This window comes from Amycolatopsis sp. NPDC104819 (assembly GCF_055583145.1).
In genome coordinates this window covers 514,160-535,287 of the sequence record NZ_JBVJON010000003.1, presented here as the reverse complement: position 1 = coordinate 535,287, position 21,128 = coordinate 514,160, and the positions used below count along the sequence as shown (strand labels likewise).

Below are 21,128 nucleotides of genomic sequence, written 5' to 3'. Positions count from 1 at the left end.
GGGTGGCTCCGGGCAGCCACCCGCATTTCGTGGAAAACCTCAGTCGCCGCGGCGGACCGGGCCCAGGAGCTGCTGCTCCTTGCCCGTCGTCACGAGCCTCAGCGGCCGCCACAGGTTGCGGCCCAATGCCACCACCTGGTCGTCCTTCAACGTCGTCAGCTGGCGCATCATCTGGGGCGGCAGCCGCCAGATGCGGGCCGCCAGTTCGGCCTGGCCCGCCGGGAGGCGCTGCATCAGCACCAGGTCCGCCGCGTTGGCCGTCGCGCCCGCCTGCGGGTGCAGGTACGGGAGCACGTAGATCGTCGTCTGCCAGGGGGAGCGAGGCGGGAACAGGTCCTGCGGGGTCGGGCCGCCGTCGGTGACCACCAGCAGCGGCGCGTCCTCCGACGGCCGCGGCAGCTCGACCGGGGACAGCCGGCGGATCTGCACCAGCGGTGACGGCCGGCCGTCGCGGGTGCCGGCCGCGCGGGAGAGCACCTGCCACTCCGTCGGGCGCCCGGTCGCCACCACGACCCACGCGCCGACCGCCATCGCGCGCATCGCGACCTGGCGGGCCAGGTACAGCCCGCCCACGAGCACGATGCGGGTCGGCGTCGAACGCAGCGCCGAGATCGTCAGCGGCTCGCCCTTCAGGCCCGAGCCGAGCACGATGCCGCCGCGGTCGCCCGAGGGGCTGATCGCGTCGAGCATCGCGGGGTCCACGGTGAACTCCGGCGCCACACCGACGTTCTGTCCGGCGTCACGGACGCGGGTACTCATGCTGTGCCTCCGATCGGCAACGTCGCGGCGAACGCGGAGACCTGCAACCCGCGCAGCGGCGTCAGGTCCACTCCCAGCCGCTCGGACAGCCCGTGCAGCCGTTGGTCGGCGGCGTCGAGCTCACGCGGATTGCGCGCGCTCAGCCGGACCACCCCGCGCAGGCCGATCTTGCCCTCGTCGGACGCCGGCGAGATCGACATCGCGAGCGTCGCCGACAGCGCGCGGACGCTCGTCAGCGCGTCCAGGCTGCCGCTGATCTTGCCCTTCGGCCAGCCGGTGATCGCGTAGCTCGCGTGGCCGATGCCGGCCGCGGTCACGCCGGACCACCGCTCCTGCAGCGTCACCTTGTTCGGCGAACCGGCGACGGAAGTCAGCTCCGCGGCCGAAATGCTCGCCCGCAGCAGCTCGTCCGGGTCGAGTGGCCGGGTCGGCACGCCCTGCGACTCCAGCGCGTTGCGCACGCGGGAAAGCGCGCCGATCAGCGCGCGGTGGGCGCCGACCACACCGCCGCCACGCTCGCGGATCGCCGCCGGGCAGCGCTTCGGGTCGAGCCGGATCGCGACCCACGTCGTCCGCCGCGCCGCCGCGGGCAGCGGGCCGAGCACCTCCATGTAGGAGCTCAACGCCGGTGAGTCCGACGGCAGCGCCGCGCTGCCCGGGTAGCAGTGCCAGATCATCTGGATCGCGTCGAGGATCACGCCGCGGTCTTCCAGGCACGGCGCGAGCGCCGCCAGCGGCAGGCTCGGCGCGCCGCCGGCCTGGGTGATCAGCGCCGGGGTCGGCTCGACCAGCAGCACCGCCGTCCAGGTGCCGTCGTTCCAGGCGAGCCCGACCTGCTGGCGCTCGTGGTCGACGCCGTGCGCGACGACGAGGTCCGGCACCGCGATGCGAAGCAGGTTCACGCGGGCGTCGTCCGGGCCCGTGACGGTGGTCTCTTCGGCGGCCAGCTCCTCGACGGTGCTCGGCGGCAGCGGCTCCGCGACGCGGTCGTGGGAGCGGAAGGAGTAGCGCGTCGTCAGCCCGACCCACTGGGTGAACCAGCGGCCGCGCCAGCGCAGCAGCGCGACGATGAGCGCGAAGGCGAGGATGCCGATCCCGACGTACTTCAGCGACATGTCGATCGCGAGCAGCACGAGCCCGACCGCCAGGCCGACCTCGAGCACCACGAGGTTCGCCACCGGCAGCGGGCCGAGGTTCACGCCCGAAGAGCGCCGCCGGGCGGGCGGGGCCAGCCTCGTCGCGCCGGCCGGGGCGGACGGGCCGTCGGAGTCACCGGCGCCGGGTCCCTGAGGGCCGCCGGGGCCACCCGGGCCGCCGGGGCCACCAGGTCCGCCGGGACCACCAGGTCCACCAGGTCCACCCGGGCCGCCGGGCCCACCGGGACCGCCAGGCCCACCGGGTCCACTCGGGCCACCGGGACGAGGTCCGCCGGAACCCGGGCCGCCAGGACCACCCGGACCGGGGCCGGGACCACCGGGGCCGCGCGGAGGCATGCCGGGACCAACGGGAACCCCACCGGGCCCACCAGGACCGCCACCGGGGCCGCCAGGACCGCCCGGCACTCCACCAGGGCCACCGGGTCTCCCGGGCCGCGGCGGCGGCGGGCCGGGGCGTCCCTGCCCGGGCGGCGGGGGCCCAGGCGGGCCAGGCGGACGTGGAGGGTTGGTGACGGACATCCGCGCTTTCTCTTCCCCTCGAGTTCACTCCGTACCCGGAAGCCGGGTCCCGGGGTGTCCGACCCTAGCTTGAGTTGGTAGAAACCCCACACCAGACGGTCCCCGTACGGCTATCCTGCGGAACCGTACCGCGACGGGGAGGACTGTAGGTCGAGAATGCCATCAACACCGACGACCAAATCTCAGGTTCAGGCCTACAAGTTCGTCCTGCGCCGGATGCAGTCGGCGCTGGTCCGGCGGGACGCCGTGATGCTGCACGACCCGATGCGCACCCACACGCGGGCCACGATCGTGGGGGTCGTGCTCGGCGCCCTCGTCGCGATCGTGTTCGTCGTCTTGGCCCTGCTCAGCCCGGCGCCGTCGGTGCCCGAGGCCGGCAACATCGTCATCGGCGAGCAGTCCGGCACGGTCTACGTGGTGATGGGCAACCCGAAGACGCTCGTCCCGACGTTCAACCTCGCGTCCGCCAGGCTGCTTCTGCTCGCTCAGCAGAAGCAGTCGAGCGCGGGCACCAGCCCCGGCGCCGCGCCGGCCGCTCCGGCCGCGGCGAGCACCGCGGCTGTGAAGAACCCCACGGTCGTTTCCGACGACCAGCTGAGGGACATTCCACGCGGAAAACTGACCGGAATTCCGGACGGGCCGCAGCTGATCCCGACGGAGTCCCAGCGGATCACCCCCAACTGGGCGGTGTGCGACCAGGTTCTGCTGGACCCGACGCAGCCGAACCCGGACATCGGCAAGACCGAGACGTCCGTCTTCGGCGGCGTCGCCCCGAGCGGCCTCGGCACCGAGCTGGGGGAGAAGGAAGCGCTGCTGGCGAAGGCGGACAACGGCAAGACCTACCTGATCTACCGCCTGCCGAGCACGCAGAACCGCCCGAACGCCAACACCGTCCGCGCCGAGATCGACACCAGCGACCTGCACAACTCGGTCTCGACCGCCCTGCAGCTGCTGAACCAGAAGCCGCGGAAGATCACGCCGGGCCTGCTGAACGCCATCCCCGAGGTGCCGCGCCTGACCCCGCCGCAGATCCCGGACGGCCCGGCCCCGGCCGACCTCGACGGGCTGGTGGCGGGCGACGTCTTCTCGACGCAGCCCACGGGTGAGCAGCCGCAGTACTGGGCCATCACCACGAACGGCATCCAGCAGGTGTCGCAGGCGGTCGCCGACGTCGTGCGCGTCGCGAAGCACGGCAGCGCGAGCTCGCTGCGAACCCTCGGGCTCGACAAGCTGTCCGGCATCCGCGTGCTGCGGTCCGGCGACGCCGACTACATCCCGGTCGACTCGTTCCCGCGTTCGGTCCCGACGGTCCTCGACGCGACGAAGAACTCGGCGGTCGCCTGCCTCGGCTGGTCGGTCGTCGGTGACGGCGCCAACCGCGACGGCCACACCTCGGTCTACATCGACACCCTGCTGCCGGGGCAGAACAGCCACGGCCCGAAGTTCGCGACGACGAAGGTCACCACGCCGGGCCCGAACCGCGTGCCGATCAACGGGTTCTACCTCCAGCCCGGCTTCGGCGCGGTGGTCCAGTCCGCGACCGGCCAGGCCAGCTTCGGCAAGGGCACGATCCAGCTGATCTCCGACCGCGGCATCCGCTACAGCGTCCCGGACGCCGCGACCGCGGACGCGATCGGCTTGAACAACCGGCAGCCCGCCCCCGAGTCGATCATCGGCCTGCTGCCGACCGGGGCTTCGCTGAACACCCAGGACGTCCTCAAGCAGTTCGACTCGGTGCCGATCGACCCGAACGCCGGCTCGTTCCCGGCCCCGGCCGCGCAGGCGGGCGGCTGAGGCGGAACCATCGGGCGGCGGCGGACGTCCTACGCCCGACGGATCTTCTGGCGAGCGGAGAGATGCCATGGCCGGCTTGAGGATGGACGGCGTGGTCGTCGCCGAGTACGCCCGGACGGCTGAAGAGGCCGCTGACGACCTCCGTGCGGCCGCGGCCGACGTGGGGGGCGAAGGCGTTTCCGGTGAGTCCTACGGCCCGCTGGGGGCGCGGATCGGGCTCGGTGAGTCGTACGGCCGCGCGGCCGGCGCGCTGCGGCGCCAGCTGACCGACGGCGCCGAGGCGCTGAAGTCGGCCGCGGAGGCGCTGCGGCACGTCACGGTCCGCCACAGCGGGCAGGACGCGGTAGCCGCGGCGCTGATCAAGCGGGCCGGTGAGCTCGGATGATGTTCGCCGAACCGGAAGCCACGGACTCGATCCCGCACCCGCTGGCCAAGCCGGCCGCTCCGGCGCCGGCCGTGCCCGTGGTGGCTTTCGCCCCGGACGCGGACGGCGCCGAGATCGCCGCCACGGCCGAGCCGTACCTGGCGTACGTCACCGACGTCTCGCACCAGCTCGGGCTGATCGACCCCGTCGAGACGTACTTCCGCCCGCTGGTCGGCCGCTGGGCCGACCTCGGCGCCGAGGCGGAACGGCTGCGCCGGGCGGCGAGCGCCGCGGCCGAGGTGTCCACCCGGCTCGACGAGGGCCTCGGCCGGCTCGACGGCGGCTGGGAGGGCCGGGACGCCGACGCGTTCGTGGCCTACATCAGGGAGATCGGCGCGGCGGGCGGCGACCTCCAGGAGGCGCTGACCGTCCTCGCCGGCGCGCTCGACGAACTGGTGACGACGCTCCGCCACGTCGTCGTCGACCTCGTCGAGGTCCTGATCGACGCCGCGGACCTGATCTCCGAAACGATGACGCTGCCGAGCGGCGGCGCCAACCGGGCGCGGACCCAGCTGCGGGAGACGCAGGAGTCGGCGAAGGCGCTCTACGAGACGGCGCGGGACGTCCTCGAGGCGTTCGACCGGCTGTGCGACGGCGTCGACGATCCCGACGCGACGGCCCGCAGCATCGAGATCGCGCACCGGTACCCCGAGGAGCGCTTCGCGCTGCACGAGGACACCGCGTCCGGCGGCGGTTCGCCTTCTTCGGCCGATGCGACGACACCGTCCTCGGCCGAGGAGTCGACGACACCGTCGTCGGCGAGCGGCGACGGCGACCCCGCGGAGCCGAAGCACACGGGCGCGGGCACCCCCGACGCGGCTCAGCCCGCCGCCGCGGCGGCGCCCCAGCCGGCCGAAGACAGTGCGGCGCACCAGAACGCGTCGGGCATGCCGATGATGCCGATGATGGGCTTCGGCTCGTTCGGCGGCGGCCAGGGCGGCCGCCGCCCGTCGAAGAACCGGCCGATCGTGAAGTCGTCGGAACTGCTGGGGGAGCCGGGCTTGGTGGCGCCCCCGGTGATCGGTGAGGACGAAAACGCCCCGAAGCCGAAGAAACCCCCGGCGACGTGACGCCGGATCAGCGCCGGGAAGCGGCTTCCTCGGGCCGGTTGCGGCGGATGGTGCGCATCACGAACAGCGTGATCAGCAGCGCCGCGACGCCGCCGCCGGTGCCGGCCAGCGCCACGATCATCGGGGTCGAGTCGCGGTCGTTGGCCGGCGGGAGCTGGGCCTGCTGCGGCGCCGGGATCGGCGCCAGGCCGCCCACCTCCGACGGCAGGCTCGCCGTCAGCGCCGCCACCGGGTCGATCACCCCGTAGCCGACGAAGTTGTCACGACCGCCCGCGGCGGCCGGGTGCTGCGCGGTCTGCTTGATCCGGTTGACGATGCCCCGGCCGTCGAGGTTCGTGAACTTGGCCTTGACCAGCGCCGCCAGGCCGGCGACATAGGGCGCGGCGAAGCTCGTTCCCTGGATTTCGCTGGCCTTGTCGCCGCTCTCGAACGTCAGGTTGGCCAGCCCGTCCGATCCCTCGGCGGGGTCCAGCGAAGTGATCTTGGTCCCGGGCGCGGCGACGCCGACCCAGGGCCCGTGGACGCTGAACGGCGCCACGCCGCCGTTTTCGTCGATCGCGCCGACGGACAGGACGTCGTCGGCGAACCACGGCGGAGTCACGATCGTTTTGGGGCGCTTCGCGTCCGGCTGGTCGTTCTGCGGGCAGGTGTCCGTCGCGTTGCCCGCGGCGGCGATGATCACGACGCCCTTCTCCGCGGCGAAGTGCACGGCGGCCTGGACCTGCTGCTCGCCGTCGGTGATCCCGCCGGTGGCGGCGCGGCAGTTGTCGACCGACATGTTGATGATGTCGGCCTCGCCCCGCTCGGCGATGCCGCGGATGATCTCGGCCAGCGTCTTCAGGGTGCCCGCGGTGCCGGCCTTTTCCAGCTGGCGCCCGCCGTTCGACTGCCCGGGCGACGTCTGGTCGCCTTCACCGCTGCCGCCACCACCACCGCCGGAGGGCGGAAGCGAGGTCTCGGTGCCGGAAGGCGGGTTGGTGCTCGACGACGGCGTGCCGCCGGCGGTGTTGCTCGCGGGCGGCGTGGTCGTCGACGTGTCGGGCTCGTAGTTCTCGCTGAGCTGGCGGTAGGACACGATCGTCGCGTCCGGGGCGACCCCGACGAACCCGACCTCCGGGTTGTCCGGCTTGCCCGCGATGATCCCGGCGACCTCGGTGCCGTGGCCGTCGCAGTCCTCGAGCCCGTCCGGCTGGCCGTTCGCCGGCTTCGCGACGTACTCGCCGCCCGACTTGAGGTCCTGCAGCCACGGGTGCCGCGTCACGCCGGTGTCGACCACGGCGACCCGGACACCCTTGCCGATGCCGCCGGTGGCCGCCTTGACGATGGCCTGGGCCGCCGAGATCTGCAGGTAGTCCTGCCCCCACGGCCGGTTCTTCAGCACGATGTTCTGGCCGAGGGTGCTGCGCTGGACGCACCCCTTCGACGGCTTGTACTTCTTGTCCGGCTGACGCGAGTCGGGGATCAGCTTGCTCATGTCCACCGGGGGCGGGCTCGCGAAGTAGCCGTCGGCCGATGTCGTCTGGGCCGCGGCCGGGGCCACGGCGCCCAGCGGGGCCAGCACGCCGAGCGTGCCGGCCAGCACCGCGGTCGTGGTGCGCCGAGTGGCGCCGAAACGCCGTCCTACCACCATCCGAGAGTCACCCGATCCGGTCACTTGAAGTTCAGGTGCCGCAGGGTGGTGTAGAGGTCCATCACACCCAGGGCGAGCGGCAGCACCGAAGCGATGCAGAGCGCTTCGATGATCTCCACGGTGCGCCGCAGCGGCGGCGAGAAGCGCTGGTTCGGGAAGATCACGCCGACCACGAGCGCGCCCGCGGCCAGCAGGACAAGCACCCCGAAGACGTAGAGCAGGCGGTTCTGGGCGCTCGCCGAAACCAGCCAGCCGGCGGCGATCCCGGTCGCCGAGACCAGGCCCGTGGTGAGCAGGGCGATCGCCTGGCTGCCGTTCGCGTACGCGCGGGCGCGCAGCATCAGGACGAGGCTCGCGACGACACCCAGGATGATCCCGAACGCGCCGGGCGCGGTGGCGGCGATGATCGCGGCCACCGCGACCGTGGCGCCGCAGCCGATCATCAGGCCGGTCATGTAGTTGTGCGCGATCGCCGTGCGGCGCTCGATCGCCCGGTAGTCGGGGAAGCCCGAGTCCTCCTTGAGCTCCTCCGCGCTGCCCGGGACGTGCGGGAGCGGCAGCTTCGCGAGCCAGATCGTGGCGCGCGGCAGGACCGAGATGCAGGCGAGGGCGACGGCGACGGTGCCGGCCGCGATGCCGGCGCCCGGGTGCGCGACGAGCGTGCCGAAGAGGAAGGCCAGCGCGCCGAAGGTGCCCGCGGTCGCGGCCGCGATGAACGTCGTGATGCCGGCGCCGATGACCATGATGCAGACCGAGGCGACGATGATCACGAGGACCGCGCCGAGCAGCAGGTTCGCCCGCAGGGACAACCCGGGCACGATGTAGAAGCCGCTCACGAACGCCAGGGGCAGGCCGCCGGCTGCGGCGATCAGCACCCCGGTCGCCTCCGCCTGGTAGGCCTTGGCGAGCGTCGCGCCGACCGCGACGCACGCGATCGCGCCGATGCCGCCGGCGATGGCCGCGCCGAGCGCGCTGCCGCCGTAGAACGACCCGCTCATGAACAGCGCGATGGCGGCGGCGACCAGCGCCAGCCCGCCCGCGACGTGCCCGAAGCGGTTCGCCGTTTCCTTGGTCCAGGGCCGGAAGCTGTCCGGGGAGGACTCCGCGATCGCGTCGACGACGTCGTCGTAGAGCGGCGGCGGCGGGTTCTCGTTGCGCTTGCGCAGCTGCAGCAGCTCACCGTCGACGACGCCGAGCGAAGCCAGCGTGCGGCTCGGGTCGAGCGGGGCGTCACCCAGCTTCGCCAGCGCCCAGCCGCCGTGGCGGGCGCCGCCGTCCGGCGACGACTCCTTCGCCATGTCCAGCAGCATCGGGAGGAGGTCGGCCACCGCGACGTCGGCGGGCAGCGCCACGTCGATCCGGGTCGAGGGCGCGACGACCGTCACCCTGCTGAAAACTGTCGTGCCCGTAGCCACTGCACTGCCCCCGCTCTGATGAGACTGCTCCCGGGGGAACTTATACCGGACCCGGGCGCGGACATCATCGAACGTCCGAAATTCACCGTCATCCGCTGGTCGGCGGCCGGAGCCCGGCATTACTGTCGGTGGCGGGCCCTACACTCGTCAGGCGAGGTCAGGGCGGGCCCGGCGGGTGGATCCGGCATCCGCCGGAATTCCGCCGGGACGTTCGATAGGTTGTCCGCGCACCTTGTGCACTAAAACGGTGGCCGCCATCGTCGAGTTTGAAGAGGGGTCCTTCGATGAGCACGCTGCAGTTCAAGAAGTCGCCGCGGCTGGCGGCACCGCGCCCGCCGGGCGGTGAGGTGCACCTCGAGCCGCCGCCCGAGGTGCCGCGGGTCATCCCCGGCAACATCGTCATGAAGGCGCTGCCGATCGTCATGATCGTCGCGTCGCTCGGGATGATGGTCTTCATGTTCCAGGCCAGCAACCGGAACCCGATGATGATGGCCATGGGCGGCATGATGGTCGTCGGCACGCTCGGGATGATGGCCGGCGGCGGGGGCGGCAAGGGCGGCGGCGCCAAGCGCGCCGAGATGGACGAAGACCGCAAGGACTACCTCCGGTACCTGGGCCAGATGCGCGACCGCGCCCGCGAAGCGATGGTCGACCAGCGCGCCGCGCTCGAGTGGGTCCACCCCGACCCCCAGTCCCTCTGGTCGCTGGCCGCCAGCCGCCGGATGTGGGAGCGCCGCCAGAACGACCAGGACTTCCTGCACCTGCGCGTCGGGCGCAGCTCGCACCGCCTCGCGACGCGGCTGGTCCCGCCGCAGACCGGGCCGGTCGACGAGCTGGAGCCGATCGCCACCCTCGCGCTGCGCCGGTTCGTGCGCGCGCACTCGATCGTGCCGGACCTGCCGACCCAGATCACGCTCCGCGGGTTCGCCGCGGTGAGCATGCAGGGCGACCGCGCCCTGACCCGCGGCCTGACCCGCGCGATGCTCGCCCAGATGGTCACCTTCCACAGCCCGGACGACGTGCTGATCGCGGTCGCCACCGCGGGCCGCGCGAAGGAGGAGTGGGAGTGGGCGAAGTGGCTGCCGCACGCCCAGCACCCCACGCTGTCGGACGGCATCGGCCAGCTCCGCATGATGGCCGGTTCGCTGGCCCAGATCGAAAACTGGCTCGACGAAGAACTGCGTGACCGCCAGCGCTTCTCCCGCAACGCCACCCCGGCGCCGGACCAGCCGCACGTCGTGATCATCGTCGACGACGCCGAGGTGACCCGCGAAGAGCAGATCATCCTCGAAGAGGGCCTGGTCGGCGTCACGCTGATCGACCTCTCCGACTCCATCGGCAACCTCGCCGCCCGCCGCGGCCTCCGGCTGGTCGTGGAGGCCGACCGGCTCGGCGCGCGCAGCGCCGGCGGGGTCGAGTGGTTCGGCCGCCCGGACACCCTGAGCCTGGTCGAGACCGAGTCGCTGGCGCGGCTCATCTCGCCCTACCGCGTCGGCGGCGCGGCGGGGCAGGACGTCAGCGACGAAGAGCCGCTGCTGTCCAACCCGTCGCTGCTGGAGCTGCTCGGCATCCCGGGCGACCCGATGACCTTCGACGTCCAGCAGGCGTGGCGGCCCCGCCCGATCCGCGACCGCTACCGCGTCCCGTTCGGGGTCGGCGAGTACGGGCAGCCGGTCGAGCTGGACATCAAGGAAGCCGCCGCCGAAGGCATGGGCCCGCACGGCCTGTGCATCGGCGCGACCGGTTCCGGTAAGTCGGAGTTCCTCCGCACGCTGGTGCTGGGCATGCTGGCGACGCACTCGTCGTCCACGCTCAACTTCGTCCTCGTCGACTTCAAGGGTGGCGCGACCTTCCTCGGCCTCGACAAGGCGCCGCACGTCTCCGCGGTCATCACCAACCTCGCGGACGAGGTCACGCTGGTCGACCGTATGAAGGACGCGCTGGCCGGCGAGATGAACCGGCGCCAGGAGGCGCTGAAGAACGGCGGTAACTTCAAGAACGTCTGGGAATACGAGAAAGCCCGGGAAAACGGCGCGGACCTCGACCCGCTGCCCGCGCTGTTCATCGTCTGCGACGAGTTCTCCGAGCTGCTCGCGGCGAAGCCGGACTTCATCGACCTGTTCGTCGCGATCGGCCGGCTGGGCCGGTCGCTGCAGATGCACATGCTGCTCGCCTCGCAGCGCCTGGAAGAGGGCAAGCTGCGCGGCCTGGACTCGCACCTGTCGTACCGCATCGGCCTGAAGACGTTCTCGGCGGCGGAGTCCCGCGCCGCGATCGGCGTGCCGGACGCGTTCGAGCTGCCGTCGGTGCCCGGTGGCGGGTACCTCAAGTTCGACACCTCGACGCTGGTGCGGTTCAAGGCGTCCTACGTCTCGGGCCCCTACCGGCCGGCCGGCATCCAGGCGGCGGGCCCGGCGGCGACCGTGGTCCGCGCGGACAAGCGGCCGCAGCTGTTCGTCCCGGACTTCGTCGAGCTGCCGAAGGAGCCGGAACCGGAGCTGCTCGAGGCGGCGCCGAAGGTCGAGGAGCGGCAGTCCGAAGAGGCCGTCGAGCCCAGCGAGCTGGACGTCATCGTCTCGCGGCTGATCGGGCAGGGCCCGCCGGCGCACGAGGTGTGGCTGCCGCCGTTGAAGGACCCGAGCTCGCTCGACACGCTGCTGCCGAACCTGAACCCGACCGACGACCGCGGCCTGTCCCCGGTCGGCTTCTTCGGCAACGGCCGGCTGCAGGTGCCGCTGGGCATCATCGACCGCCCGTACGAGCAGCGCCGTGACCCGCTGTGGGCGGACTTCTCCGGCGCGGCCGGGCACGGTGTGATCGTCGGCGGCCCGCAGTCGGGCAAGTCGACGATGCTGCGGACGCTGATCATGTCGATGGCGTTGACGCACACCCCGGAAGAGGCGCAGTTCTACTGTCTCGACCTCGGTGGTGGCACCTTGGCGGGTCTGGCGGACCTGCCGCACGTCGGCGGTGTGGCGGTGGCTCGGCGGGAGCCGGACAAGGCGCGCCGGATCGTGGCCGAGCTGACCACGTTGCTGACCGAGCGCGAAGGCCGGTTCGGGGCGATGGGCATCGACTCGATGACCGAGTTCCGCAACCGCAAGCGCCGCGGGGAGATCCGCGCGGACCAGGACCCGTTCGGGGACGCGTTCCTGATCGTGGACAACTGGCGCGCGCTGCGCGACGACTTCGAAGAGCTGGAAACGACGATCACCCGGCTGGCCACGCAGGGTCTGTCCTACGGCGTGCACGTGGTCATCGCCGCCAACCGGTGGGCGGACATCCGCCCGGCGATCAAGGACATGATCGGCACCCGGTTCGAGCTGCGCCTGGGTGACCCGACCGAGTCCGACATCGACCGCCGGGTCGCGGTGAACATCCCGGCCGGGCGGCCGGGCCGGGGCCTGACGCGGGAGAAGCTGCACCTGCTGGGCGGTCTCCCGCGGATCGACGGCTCGAGCGACCCGGAGACGATCGCCTCCGGCGTGGCCGACGCGGTCGCGAAGGTCAAGGGCGCGTGGCGCGGCCGGATCGCGCCCCAGGTCCGGCTGCTGCCGGAGATGATCACCTACGACGAGGTGCTCAAGCTCGACCAGGTCCGGGACTCGAAGCTGATCCCGATCGGCGTCAACGAAGAGGACCTGCAGCCGATCTACCTCGACTTCAACGCCGAGCCGCACTTCTACGCGTTCGCCGACGGCGAGTCGGGCAAGACGAACCTGCTGCGGCAGATCGCCCGGGGCATCTCCGAGCGCTACTCCGCGAAGGAGGCGCTGATCCTGCTGGTCGACTACCGGCGCACGATGCTCGGGTTCGTCCAGGGTGACTCGCTGCTGGGGTACGCGGTGTCGGCCGCGCAGCTGGAGAGCATGGTCAGCGACGTCTTCAACTCGATGACCCGGCGCCTGCCCGGCCCGGACGTCACGCAGGAGCAGCTGAAGACCCGCTCGTGGTGGAAGGGCCCGGAGCTGTTCGTCCTGGTCGACGACTACGACCTGGTGGCGACGTCGACGAACAACCCGCTGCGCAAGATCTCCGACTTCCTGCCGCAGGCCAAGGACGTCGGCCTGCACCTGGTGGTCGTGCGGCGCACCGGTGGCGCGTCGAAGGCGATGTACGACCCGATCATCGGCAAGCTCAAGGAGATCGCGGCGCCGGGCATGGTCATGAACGGCTCCCGCGACGAGGGTGCGCTGGTCGGCAACATCAAGGCGAGCGCGATGCCGCCGGGCCGGGGCATGATGCTGACCCGGAAGTATGGCAAGCAGCTCATGCAGGTGTCGTGGATCAACCCGGACTGAGGACGGCGGCGGAACGCCCGGCGGCGAAGGGTAGGTTCCTCCGCGAGGGATCGCCCCGTCGGCCGGGCGCGGGGGAACGCGACAAGAACTGTTTCGGGAGCTGCTGGTGACGGTCCGGGTTGCGGTGGACTTCGGGACGTCGAGCACCTGCGTTGTCGCTTCGGTGAACGGGCGCGACCCGCAGGTCGTGGTGATCGACGGCCAGCCGCTGATGTCCTCGGCGGTGTTCGCGGCGGCGGACGGCACGCTGTTCGTCGGCCAGGAGGCCGAGCGGCAGGCGGCCGTCGACCCGTCGCGTTACGAGCCGAACCCGAAACGTCGCATCGACGAAGGTGAGCTGCTGCTCGGCGACAGCGTCCTGCGGGTCACCGACGTGGTGCACGCGGTCCTGGGCCGGGCGGTCGCCGAAGCGCGCCGTCTCGCCGGCGAGGCCGAGGTCGACCTGCTCGTGCTGACCCACCCCGCGGACTGGGGCGCCATCCGCACCCGGCTGCTGCGGCAGGCCGCGGGCGGGCTGGCGCGCGAGGTCGCGCTGGTGCCGGAGCCGGTCGCCGCGGCGGTCTACCACGCGGCGACGTTCGCGCCGCAGGACGTGACTAACGACCGCACCGTGGAGTTCAGCGGCCGCCCGGGGGACGCGCTCGCGGTGCTGGACCTCGGCGGCGGCACGGTCGACGTCAGTGTGGTCCGCCGGCTCCCGCCGGACCCCGCCCGCGACCGCTCCGGGCGCCCCCAGCGCGGCGGCTTCCAGGTGCTCGCGACCCGCGGCGACCCGGCGTTCGGCGGCGCGGACATCGACCAGGCGCTGCTGGAGCACGTCGGCTCGCTCGTGGCGGGGGCCGACCAGGACGCGTGGCGCCAGCTCGTCGAAGGCCGCGAGCTGGTCGACCGGCGCCGGCGCCGGGTGCTGCGCCAGGACGTGCGCGGCGCGAAGGAAACCCTCTCCCGGCACGCCTACACCGACGTGCCGATGCCCCCGCCGTTCGCCGACGCGCACGTCACCCGCGAGGACCTGGAGCGGCTGATCACGGCCCCGCTCGGCCGTGCGGTGGAGCTGACGGTCGCGGCGATCGGCGACGCGGGCCTGCGCCCGAAGCAGCTCACGGCGATCTTCCTGGTCGGCGGGTCGAGCCGGATCCCGATGATCTCGCGGCTGGTGCACGAACGCACCGGCGTCGTGCCGACGAGCCTGGACCAGCCGGAGACGGTCGTCGCGCGCGGCGCGCTGCGGGCCGTGCTGGTCGACCCGGACCGCACCGGCGCGCTCCCTGGCGAGGCGATGGCCCGGATGGGCGCGGTCCCGGGTGGCGCCCTCGGCCCGGCGGCGCAGCGCACCGAGGTCGTCCGGCCCGGTGACGCCGGCCCGCGCCCGGCCGACGCCGGCCAGCGTCCGGCCGACGCCGGCCCGCGTCCGGCGCCGCCGCGCACACCGGGCCCGCCCGCCGCCAACGGGTTCCCGAACCGCGGGGGCCCGCCGCCGTCACCGCCGCCCTCACCGCCGCACGGCCAGCCGGTCGCCCGGCCGCCGTGGACCCCGCCCGCGGGGCAGCCGGCCCCGGGCGGCAACCGCCCCGGCGGCGCCTCCGCGGTGCCGGAGAAGAAGAGCCGCCGGAAGCTGTGGGGGATCGTCGCGGGCGCGGTGGTCGTCGTGGCCGCGCTCGTCGTTGGCGGGATCTTCGTGTTCAGCGACTCGGGCGCCCAGCCCGAAAGCGGCCGGACGCTCTCGCAGTACGACTTCAAGTTCGTCGCGCCCGAGGACTGGGTCCAGACCGACGACCGCGTCGCCGAGCGGCAGGTCGTCATCCACCCGCAGGAGTCCCGCGACGGCAACGACCTGCTGGTCGCGCAGGAGTACGTCATGGACTACGACGCGACCGCCGACCCGCAGAAGCTCGCGGACGAGCTCCGGCGGGGCGTGGAGACCGACCCGCGGCAGCAGTACAGCGCGTACAACCCGAGCGCGTCGTACGCGGGCCGGACGGTGATCTTCTACCACCAGGTCAAGCCGGACCGCCCCGACATCCAGGTCGACTGGTACGTCGTGGCGAAGGGCCGGGTCCGCGTCCACGTCGGCTGCCAGTACGCCACGGACCAGCTGAAGGGCCGGGTCGACGCGGCGTGCACGCAGGCCGTGCGCACCGCCGAAATCGTGAACTGAGAGGAGGGCGCGCGGTGCCGTCCGAGGAATTCGAAAGCGCCGCGGCGTCCTTCAAACGGATCGGCCAGGACGCGGTGACGCACGCCCGGCGCGTCGCGGGGAACGCCGTGGCGCGCAACCGGCGTCACCACAGCGAAAACGTCGAATTGCTCAAGCGAAGCGGCCGCGGTGTGAAGTCCGGCGACCCGACCCCGGGCACGCTGCGCGCCGCCGCCGAACGGTTCCGCCGCGCCCGGGGACTGTCCGTTCCGGTTCCCGATCCCGCCGATTCGGTTCCTTCGCGTTCGCAATCTCCCGCCCGGCCCCCTCGAACGGGTGACGACGAGGAGGACTTTTCCCAGATGCGAATCATGAATCGGGATCGCTGAGCCTCGGCGCGTGATCGCTGTGCGTGTGCTAACTCCCCTGGTAGGGCGCGCATTTTCGGGTGACGCATCGCCGTGTCGTGGCACGCGGCCAATACCGGCGGCGACCGGTTCCGGACGCCAGCGTTCCCGCAAGCAACTACTTGCCGGCAAACCACGACAAGGGGGAACCGGACATGGCAATGTCTGCGTCGTAGGGCCGTACAAACGAACAAGCCCGGTACGGACGACAACACTTACGAAGGGGGTTCCACCATGAGTGGATTCCAGGGAACACCGCAGCAGTTCACCGAAGCCGAAGGCCGCGTGACCGAGGTCCGCACCGGCATGGACCAGAACCTCGCGACGCTCCGCGACCGCATCGAGGCCACCCGCGCCGGGTGGAAGGGCGAGGCGCAGAAGGCGTTCGACCACGTGATGATGCGGTTCGACGACGACGCCCGCCAGATGAACCAGGCGCTGCAGCGCATCGCCGACCTGCTCCGCGAGGCCGGTTCGAAGTACGCGCGTTCCGAGCAGCAGCAGCAGGAGACCATCGGCGCCCTGAACAAGGGCTTCGAAGCGCTCGGCTGAGCTTCACCCCTGAACTTTTCTTCCCGTACACCAAAACTTTCTCAGCACCGAAGGAGCGAATATGCCCAGCGACGCCGGCATTGTCGTCAATTATGCCACCATCCACGCGGCCGCCGATGACTGCAACAGCACCGGTGGCGAGCTGCAGCAGGCGTTCGACCGCCTGAAGGACGACCTCAAGCCGCTGGTCACCACGTGGACCGGTTCGGCCAAGGAGTCCTACGACGCGGCTCAGCGCACCTGGGACCAGAAGTTCGAGGACCTCAAGCAGGTTCTGGCCCAGATCGCCGCCGCCCTCCCGCAGATCGCCGACGGCTACCAGGCCACGGACAACGCCGTCGAAGGCCTGTTCTGAGCCGCTAGCCCCCGGAAACACGCCGGCGGGCCCGCACTTCGGTGCAGGGCCCGCCGTTTTCGTTGGTGCGGTGGGGAAATGTGGACGCGGTGCCGCGGACTGCCCGTTCTGCTCGTTCGCTTCCGCTTCACCCGCAACAAAACTCAGTGCGGCGCGCCGACCTCGTACTCCGGCCGGTCGTTCAGCACCCGCACCGTCACCTTCTTCTCCTGGCCGCCGATCTGCACCGTGCAGTCGAACGTCGTCCCGTTGTGGGCGGCCTGGTTCGACGGGCACTGCGCGTTCTTCACGTCCGGCTCGCCGTAGTTCTCGTTGAGGACCTTCACCACACCGTCCTCAAGGGACTGCTGGTCGAGCACGTCCCCGCGGAACGCGCCCAGCAGCCACGCCGCGCCGCCGCCGAGCACGACGACCACGACCGCGATCCCCGCGATCAGCAACGGCTTCTTCGACTTCGGCTTCCGGGCCGGCTCCGGCGTGAACGCGCCCAGGCCGCCGTACTGCGTCGGCTGGAACCCGCCGCCGTACTGCTGCTGCCCCTGTGCCGGACCGCCGCCGGGTGGTGTTCCCGGCTGGGCCGGCCAGCCACCACCTGGAGTGGTGTTCGGCTGCCACGGCCCGGAAAACGAGCCGGTCGTGCCGGGCTGCGCCGGGTTCCACTGGCCCGTGTACGAGCCGGTGGGCGGCTCGGGGTTCTGCTGCCACTGGCCGGCGTGCGGGCCGGTCGGCTGCTGCTCCGGCTGCCACGCCGGCGGGTTCGGCTGCTGCGGGTTCGCCGGCGGCTGCCACCACTGGGGCTGCCGCGGGTCGGGCGGCTGGGTCATCGGCGTTCACCTCGGGTCGTGGTCACTGGCCCTGCGCTTCGCCGAGCCGGCGGTAGAAGTCGTCCATCGCCGCGCGGTCGGGCAGCACCGTGATCTGCGCCGGGTCCGGCAGCTTGGGCATGTCCTGCAGGCTCGCCTTGCCGGTGAACTTGAACTCGTACTTGAGCTCGAGCTGGTGGCCGTCGCCGGCGAACTTGGCCTCCATCACGAACGAGGCCAGGCTGCCGTCCGGGTTGAGCGTGATCGTGGTCGGGATCGCGGCCTTCTTCAGCTCCGGCCCGACCTGGTCGACCAGGCTCTGCGGCAGGATCTCGACCTTGTTCTTGACGAAGACCTCGAACGGCACGTTGACCGTGAGCGCCGTCTTGCCGTCGCCGAGGCTCTTCGCGCCGCGGACGGCCCGCTTGTCGGCCTGGTAGGCGTCGACCGTCGAGTCCGCCATCCGGCACGGCGTCAGCACCCCGCCCCAGGCGCACGGCACGATCAGGCCGGCCTCGGGTTTCGGCATCGACACCCACGCCGTCGGCGAGACGCCCTTCTGCACGTAGACCGGGCCGAGGTAGGTGTACTCGACCGCGCCGTCCGCCGGGGTGTACGTGTCGATGATCTCGTCGGGGTTCTTCTGCGAGCGGTGCCGCACCGCCCGGCTCTCCGGGCTGCCGGTGCGGGCCGACGTCACCGTGCTGTGGATCCACTTGTCGTCGAACTTGAAGTAGGCGTCGAGCGAGTTGGTGACGTCGCGCGTGTCGGTGATGGCGTCGCCGAGCTTGCCGATGACCTGCTCGAACTTGCCGCCGACGTAGTCCGCCGCGTCGTCGCCCTTCGGCAGCGCGGTCCCGGCCTTGGCCGTGCCGCACGCGCTGACCAGGGCCAGGACGGCCGCCAGGACGAAGATCGCCGTCGGTCGTCTGCTCATCGCCGTCCCCCGCTCCGCTGGAAAGCACCGTGTCGCCCGGATCGTCTCATCCTCGCGTGTCGGGGTGGCGAGTGCAGGCACTTCGGCCGGAAAACCGGGTACAGTCGCTGCGGGCCGGGACTGTTCCGGCCCCTGGACCCACCCCCGATGCGTGGCCGCGGCGGACGTGGGGGTATCTTCATATGTCGTTGTGCGTTGCGGCGCATCAGCGCTAGGCCCGCACAGAACCCACACGCAATGTTGACGACGAGGTAGACCCTTGCCCACGTACAGCCCCAAGCCCGGCGACGTCACTCGTGCCTGGCACGTGATCGACGCCGAGGATGTCGTGCTCGGCCGGCTCGCGACCGAGGTCGCCACGCTGCTGCGCGGCAAGCACAAGCCGACCTACGCCCCGCACGTGGACACCGGTGACTTCGTCATCATCGTCAACGCCGAGAAGGTCGCGCTCACCGGAAACAAGCGCGAGCAGAAGTTCGCGTACCGGCACAGCGGTTACCCGGGCGGTCTGCGGAAGCGCTCGTTCGGCGAGCTGCTCGACTCCAAGCCCGAACACCTTCTCGAGAAGGTCGTCAAGGGCATGCTGCCGAAGAACAAGCTCGGCCGCGCCCAGGCGAAGAAGCTGAAGGTCTACGCCGGCCCGCAGCACCCGCACACCGCGCAGCAGCCGCAGGTGCGCGAGATCACCAAGATCGCGCAGGTCGCGCAGTGAGTGAGGAACAGTCTGTGACCAGCACCGAGACCGAGACCGCCGAGGTCACGACCGAGGCGACCGAGACCGGCGCCGTCGCGACCAGCGAGACCCCCGTCGCCACCAGCGAGTCCGAGGCCGCCCCGCGTCCCTCGCGCGCCGCCGGCGGCAACGCGCAGACCGTCGGCCGCCGCAAGGAAGCCGTCGTCCGCGTGCGCGTCGTCCCGGGCACCGGCGAGTTCAAGCTCAACGGCCGCACCCTCGAGGAGTACTTCCCGAACAAGGTGCACCAGCAGCTCATCCGTGAGCCGCTGGTCCTGGTCGAGAAGCCGGACTCGTTCGACATCTTCGCCAACCTCCACGGTGGCGGCGTCTCGGGTCAGGCGGGCGCGCTGCGCCTCGCGATCGCCCGTGCGCTCATCGAGGTCGACGCCGACGACCGCCCGGCCCTCAAGAAGGCCGGCTTCCTCACCCGTGACGCGCGCGCCACGGAGCGGAAGAAGTACGGCCTCAAGAAGGCCCGCAAGGCCCCGCAGTACAGCAAGCGCTGATCGCGCCCCTGGCGCAACCCACCGGAGCGCCCATCCGTCCATCGGATGGGCGCTTCGGCGTTTTCACAGACTGTGTCGTTTCCGGGGTCCGGAGCGACATCCAGGGGTAGCGCGGCCCGGGAGGGCCGCTACGTTGTCGTGGTGGTTGCACTGTCGTAACCGCACTGAGGAGGTCCATCGATGGCACGCCTGTTCGGTACCGACGGGGTCCGTGGCCTGGCCAACGCCGAGCTGACGCCGGAGCTGGCGCTGGCGGTGGCGGCCAGCGCCGCCCGCGTGCTGGCCGCACACGACCGCTCGCACCGGCCGGTCGCGGTGGTCGGGCGCGACCCGCGCGCCAGCGGTGAGATGCTCGAGGCCGCCGTCGTGGCGGGCCTCACCTCCGCCGGGGCCGACGTGCTCCGCGTCGGCGTGCTGCCGACGCCGGCCGTCGCCTACCTGGTCGGCTCGCTCGAGGCCGACCTCGGTGTGATGATCTCCGCGTCGCACAACCCGATGCCCGACAACGGCATCAAGCTCTTCGCCGCGGGCGGGCACAAGCTCCCCGACGGCATCGAGGACGAGATCGAGGCCGGTCTCGCGGACGGCAAGATCCGCCCGACCGGCACTGGCGTCGGCCGCGTCCACGACGTCGTCGATGCCCTCGAGCGCTACGCCACCCACCTGCTCGGCGTCACGCCGCACTCGCTCGCCGGTCTGAAGGTCGTCGTCGACTGCGCGAACGGCGCGTCGTCGGCCGCCGCCCCCGAGATCTACCGCCGGGCGGGGGCCGAGGTCGTCGCGCTGTTCGCCGAGCCGGACGGCATCAACATCAACGACCACTGCGGCTCGAACCACCCCGAGAAGCTGCGCGAGGCGGTCGTCAAGCACGGCGCCGACCTCGGCATCGCCCACGACGGCGACGCCGACCGCTGCGTGGCCGTCGACTCCGCGGGCGAGCTCGTGGACGGCGACCAGATCATGGCGGTGCTGGCCCTGGCGCTGGCCGAGTCCGGTGAGCTGCACAAGGACACGCTGGTCGCGACCGTGATGAGCAACCTCGGCCTGCACCTGGCCATGAAGGCCCACAGCATCAACGTCGTCACGACGGCGGTCGGTGACCGCTACGTCCTCGAGGAGCTCCGCGCCAGCGGCTTCGCCCTCGGCGGCGAGCAGTCCGGGCACGTCGTCCTGCCGGCGCACGCCACCACGGGTGACGGCCTGCTCACCGCGCTGCGCCTGATGAGCCGCATGGCCGAGACGGGCAAGTCCCTCGCCGACCTGGCGGCCGTGATGAACCGCCTGCCGCAGGTGCTGGTGAACGTCCCGGTCGCGGACAAGGCGGCGGTGGCCGGATCGACCGAGGTCCGCGACGCCGTCGACGAGGTCGAGGCCGAGCTGGGCGAGGAGGGGCGGGTGCTGCTGCGGCCGTCCGGGACCGAACAGCTGGTCCGCGTGATGGTGGAGGCCCCGGCCCAGGCCACGGCCCAGGCGGCGGCCGACCGGCTCGCCGGCGTCGTCTCAGCCGTCTCGTAACCCCGTCGTGGGGGGGGGGGGGGGGGGGGGGGGGGGGGCGCCCCCCCCCCCCCCCCCCCCCCCAACCAAGACCGGGAAAAAAAGAGGGGGGGTTCCCCGACACCCCCCCCC

18 protein-coding genes are annotated in these 21,128 nt (G+C 72.0%); 11 read left to right on the top strand and 7 right to left on the bottom strand.

The features are described 5' to 3' along the window. Positions 1 to 39: 39 nt before the first annotated feature. Genes ACZ63E_RS11690 through ACZ63E_RS11680 form a run of 3 tightly spaced genes read right to left on the bottom strand, consistent with a single transcriptional unit; the run spans position 40 to position 2,335 of the window. Complete coding sequence (locus ACZ63E_RS11690) at positions 40 to 759, bottom strand: hypothetical protein (RefSeq protein WP_465308694.1); 720 nt, start codon at positions 757 to 759, stop codon at positions 40 to 42. Continuing rightward, entirely contained in the window at positions 756 to 1,937 is a 1,182-nt protein-coding gene (eccE, locus tag ACZ63E_RS11685; RefSeq protein ID WP_465336107.1) for a type VII secretion protein EccE, read from the bottom strand. The genes ACZ63E_RS11690 and eccE overlap by 4 nt, the downstream gene beginning before the upstream one ends. 17 nt (positions 1,938 to 1,954) lie before the next feature. After that, positions 1,955 to 2,335 carry a hypothetical protein gene (locus ACZ63E_RS11680; protein ID WP_465335943.1) on the bottom strand — a complete coding sequence of 127 codons (381 nt, stop codon included), beginning with the start codon at positions 2,333 to 2,335 and terminating at the stop codon, positions 1,955 to 1,957. 256 nt (positions 2,336 to 2,591) lie between these two features. On the opposite strand from ACZ63E_RS11680, the gene eccB reads away from it, so the two are divergent. From eccB to ACZ63E_RS11665, 3 genes are all read left to right on the top strand, one after another. Next, positions 2,592 to 4,229, top strand: coding sequence for a type VII secretion protein EccB (gene eccB / locus ACZ63E_RS11675; protein ID WP_465335942.1), 1,638 nt, complete (start codon positions 2,592 to 2,594; stop codon positions 4,227 to 4,229). A 67-nt stretch (positions 4,230 to 4,296) separates the two neighbouring features. Further along, positions 4,297 to 4,614, top strand: coding sequence for a hypothetical protein (locus ACZ63E_RS11670; RefSeq protein WP_465335941.1), 318 nt, complete (start codon positions 4,297 to 4,299; stop codon positions 4,612 to 4,614). After that, positions 4,614 to 5,723 (top strand): WXG100 family type VII secretion target, encoded by a 1,110-nt coding sequence (locus tag ACZ63E_RS11665; RefSeq protein ID WP_465336106.1) that lies wholly within the window; start codon positions 4,614 to 4,616, stop codon positions 5,721 to 5,723. Before ACZ63E_RS11670 ends, ACZ63E_RS11665 begins: the two co-directional genes overlap by 1 nt. A gap of 7 nt (positions 5,724 to 5,730) precedes the next feature. Here the strand turns inward: ACZ63E_RS11665 and ACZ63E_RS11660 are convergent, their stop codons facing one another. Together ACZ63E_RS11660 and eccD are read right to left on the bottom strand one after the other, a co-directional pair. Continuing rightward, positions 5,731 to 7,353: a S8 family serine peptidase gene (locus tag ACZ63E_RS11660; protein ID WP_465335940.1), complete on the bottom strand. Its 1,623-nt coding sequence runs from the start codon at positions 7,351 to 7,353 to the stop codon at positions 5,731 to 5,733. A gap of 20 nt (positions 7,354 to 7,373) precedes the next feature. Next, positions 7,374 to 8,738, bottom strand: a complete 1,365-nt coding sequence (gene eccD / locus ACZ63E_RS11655) for a type VII secretion integral membrane protein EccD (protein ID WP_465308704.1) — start codon at positions 8,736 to 8,738, stop codon at positions 7,374 to 7,376. Positions 8,739 to 9,052: 314 nt separating this feature from the next. Between eccD and eccCa the strand changes: the two genes are divergently transcribed. The 5 genes from eccCa to ACZ63E_RS11630 all read left to right on the top strand — a co-directional run bounded on the left by eccCa (position 9,053) and on the right by ACZ63E_RS11630 (position 16,520). Further along, complete coding sequence (gene eccCa, locus ACZ63E_RS11650; RefSeq protein ID WP_465335939.1) at positions 9,053 to 13,069, top strand: type VII secretion protein EccCa; 4,017 nt, start codon at positions 9,053 to 9,055, stop codon at positions 13,067 to 13,069. A gap of 106 nt (positions 13,070 to 13,175) precedes the next feature. Further along, a complete protein-coding gene (locus tag ACZ63E_RS11645) occupies positions 13,176 to 15,227 on the top strand; it encodes a type VII secretion-associated protein (RefSeq protein ID WP_465335938.1) in 2,052 nt (683 codons plus the stop codon). 14 nt (positions 15,228 to 15,241) lie between these two features. Next, positions 15,242 to 15,595 (top strand): hypothetical protein, encoded by a 354-nt coding sequence (locus tag ACZ63E_RS11640; RefSeq protein WP_465335937.1) that lies wholly within the window; start codon positions 15,242 to 15,244, stop codon positions 15,593 to 15,595. A 252-nt stretch (positions 15,596 to 15,847) separates the two neighbouring features. Continuing rightward, entirely contained in the window at positions 15,848 to 16,165 is a 318-nt protein-coding gene (locus ACZ63E_RS11635) for a WXG100 family type VII secretion target (RefSeq protein ID WP_465308712.1), read from the top strand. 61 nt (positions 16,166 to 16,226) lie between these two features. Then, complete coding sequence (locus tag ACZ63E_RS11630) at positions 16,227 to 16,520, top strand: WXG100 family type VII secretion target (protein ID WP_465308714.1); 294 nt, start codon at positions 16,227 to 16,229, stop codon at positions 16,518 to 16,520. Between the two features lie 143 nt (positions 16,521 to 16,663). On the opposite strand, the gene ACZ63E_RS11625 is transcribed toward ACZ63E_RS11630, so the two are convergent. Next, positions 16,664 to 17,344 (bottom strand): DUF4333 domain-containing protein, encoded by a 681-nt coding sequence (locus tag ACZ63E_RS11625; RefSeq protein ID WP_465335936.1) that lies wholly within the window; start codon positions 17,342 to 17,344, stop codon positions 16,664 to 16,666. Positions 17,345 to 17,366: 22 nt separating this feature from the next. After that, positions 17,367 to 18,260 carry a hypothetical protein gene (locus tag ACZ63E_RS11620; RefSeq protein WP_465335935.1) on the bottom strand — a complete coding sequence of 298 codons (894 nt, stop codon included), beginning with the start codon at positions 18,258 to 18,260 and terminating at the stop codon, positions 17,367 to 17,369. A 259-nt stretch (positions 18,261 to 18,519) separates the two neighbouring features. Here ACZ63E_RS11620 and rplM point away from each other — a divergent pair, with 259 nt between their 5' ends. The 3 genes from rplM (at position 18,520) to glmM (ending at position 21,017) form a co-directional block, all read left to right on the top strand. Then, entirely contained in the window at positions 18,520 to 18,972 is a 453-nt protein-coding gene (rplM, locus tag ACZ63E_RS11615) for a 50S ribosomal protein L13 (RefSeq protein WP_465308720.1), read from the top strand. Positions 18,973 to 18,986: 14 nt separating this feature from the next. Continuing rightward, positions 18,987 to 19,502 carry a 30S ribosomal protein S9 gene (rpsI, locus tag ACZ63E_RS11610; protein ID WP_465308722.1) on the top strand — a complete coding sequence of 172 codons (516 nt, stop codon included), beginning with the start codon at positions 18,987 to 18,989 and terminating at the stop codon, positions 19,500 to 19,502. Positions 19,503 to 19,682: 180 nt separating this feature from the next. Beyond that, on the top strand, positions 19,683 to 21,017 hold the full coding sequence (gene glmM, locus ACZ63E_RS11605; protein ID WP_465335934.1) for a phosphoglucosamine mutase: 1,335 nt from the start codon (positions 19,683 to 19,685) through the stop codon (positions 21,015 to 21,017). The last annotated feature ends 111 nt before the right edge of the window (positions 21,018 to 21,128 follow it).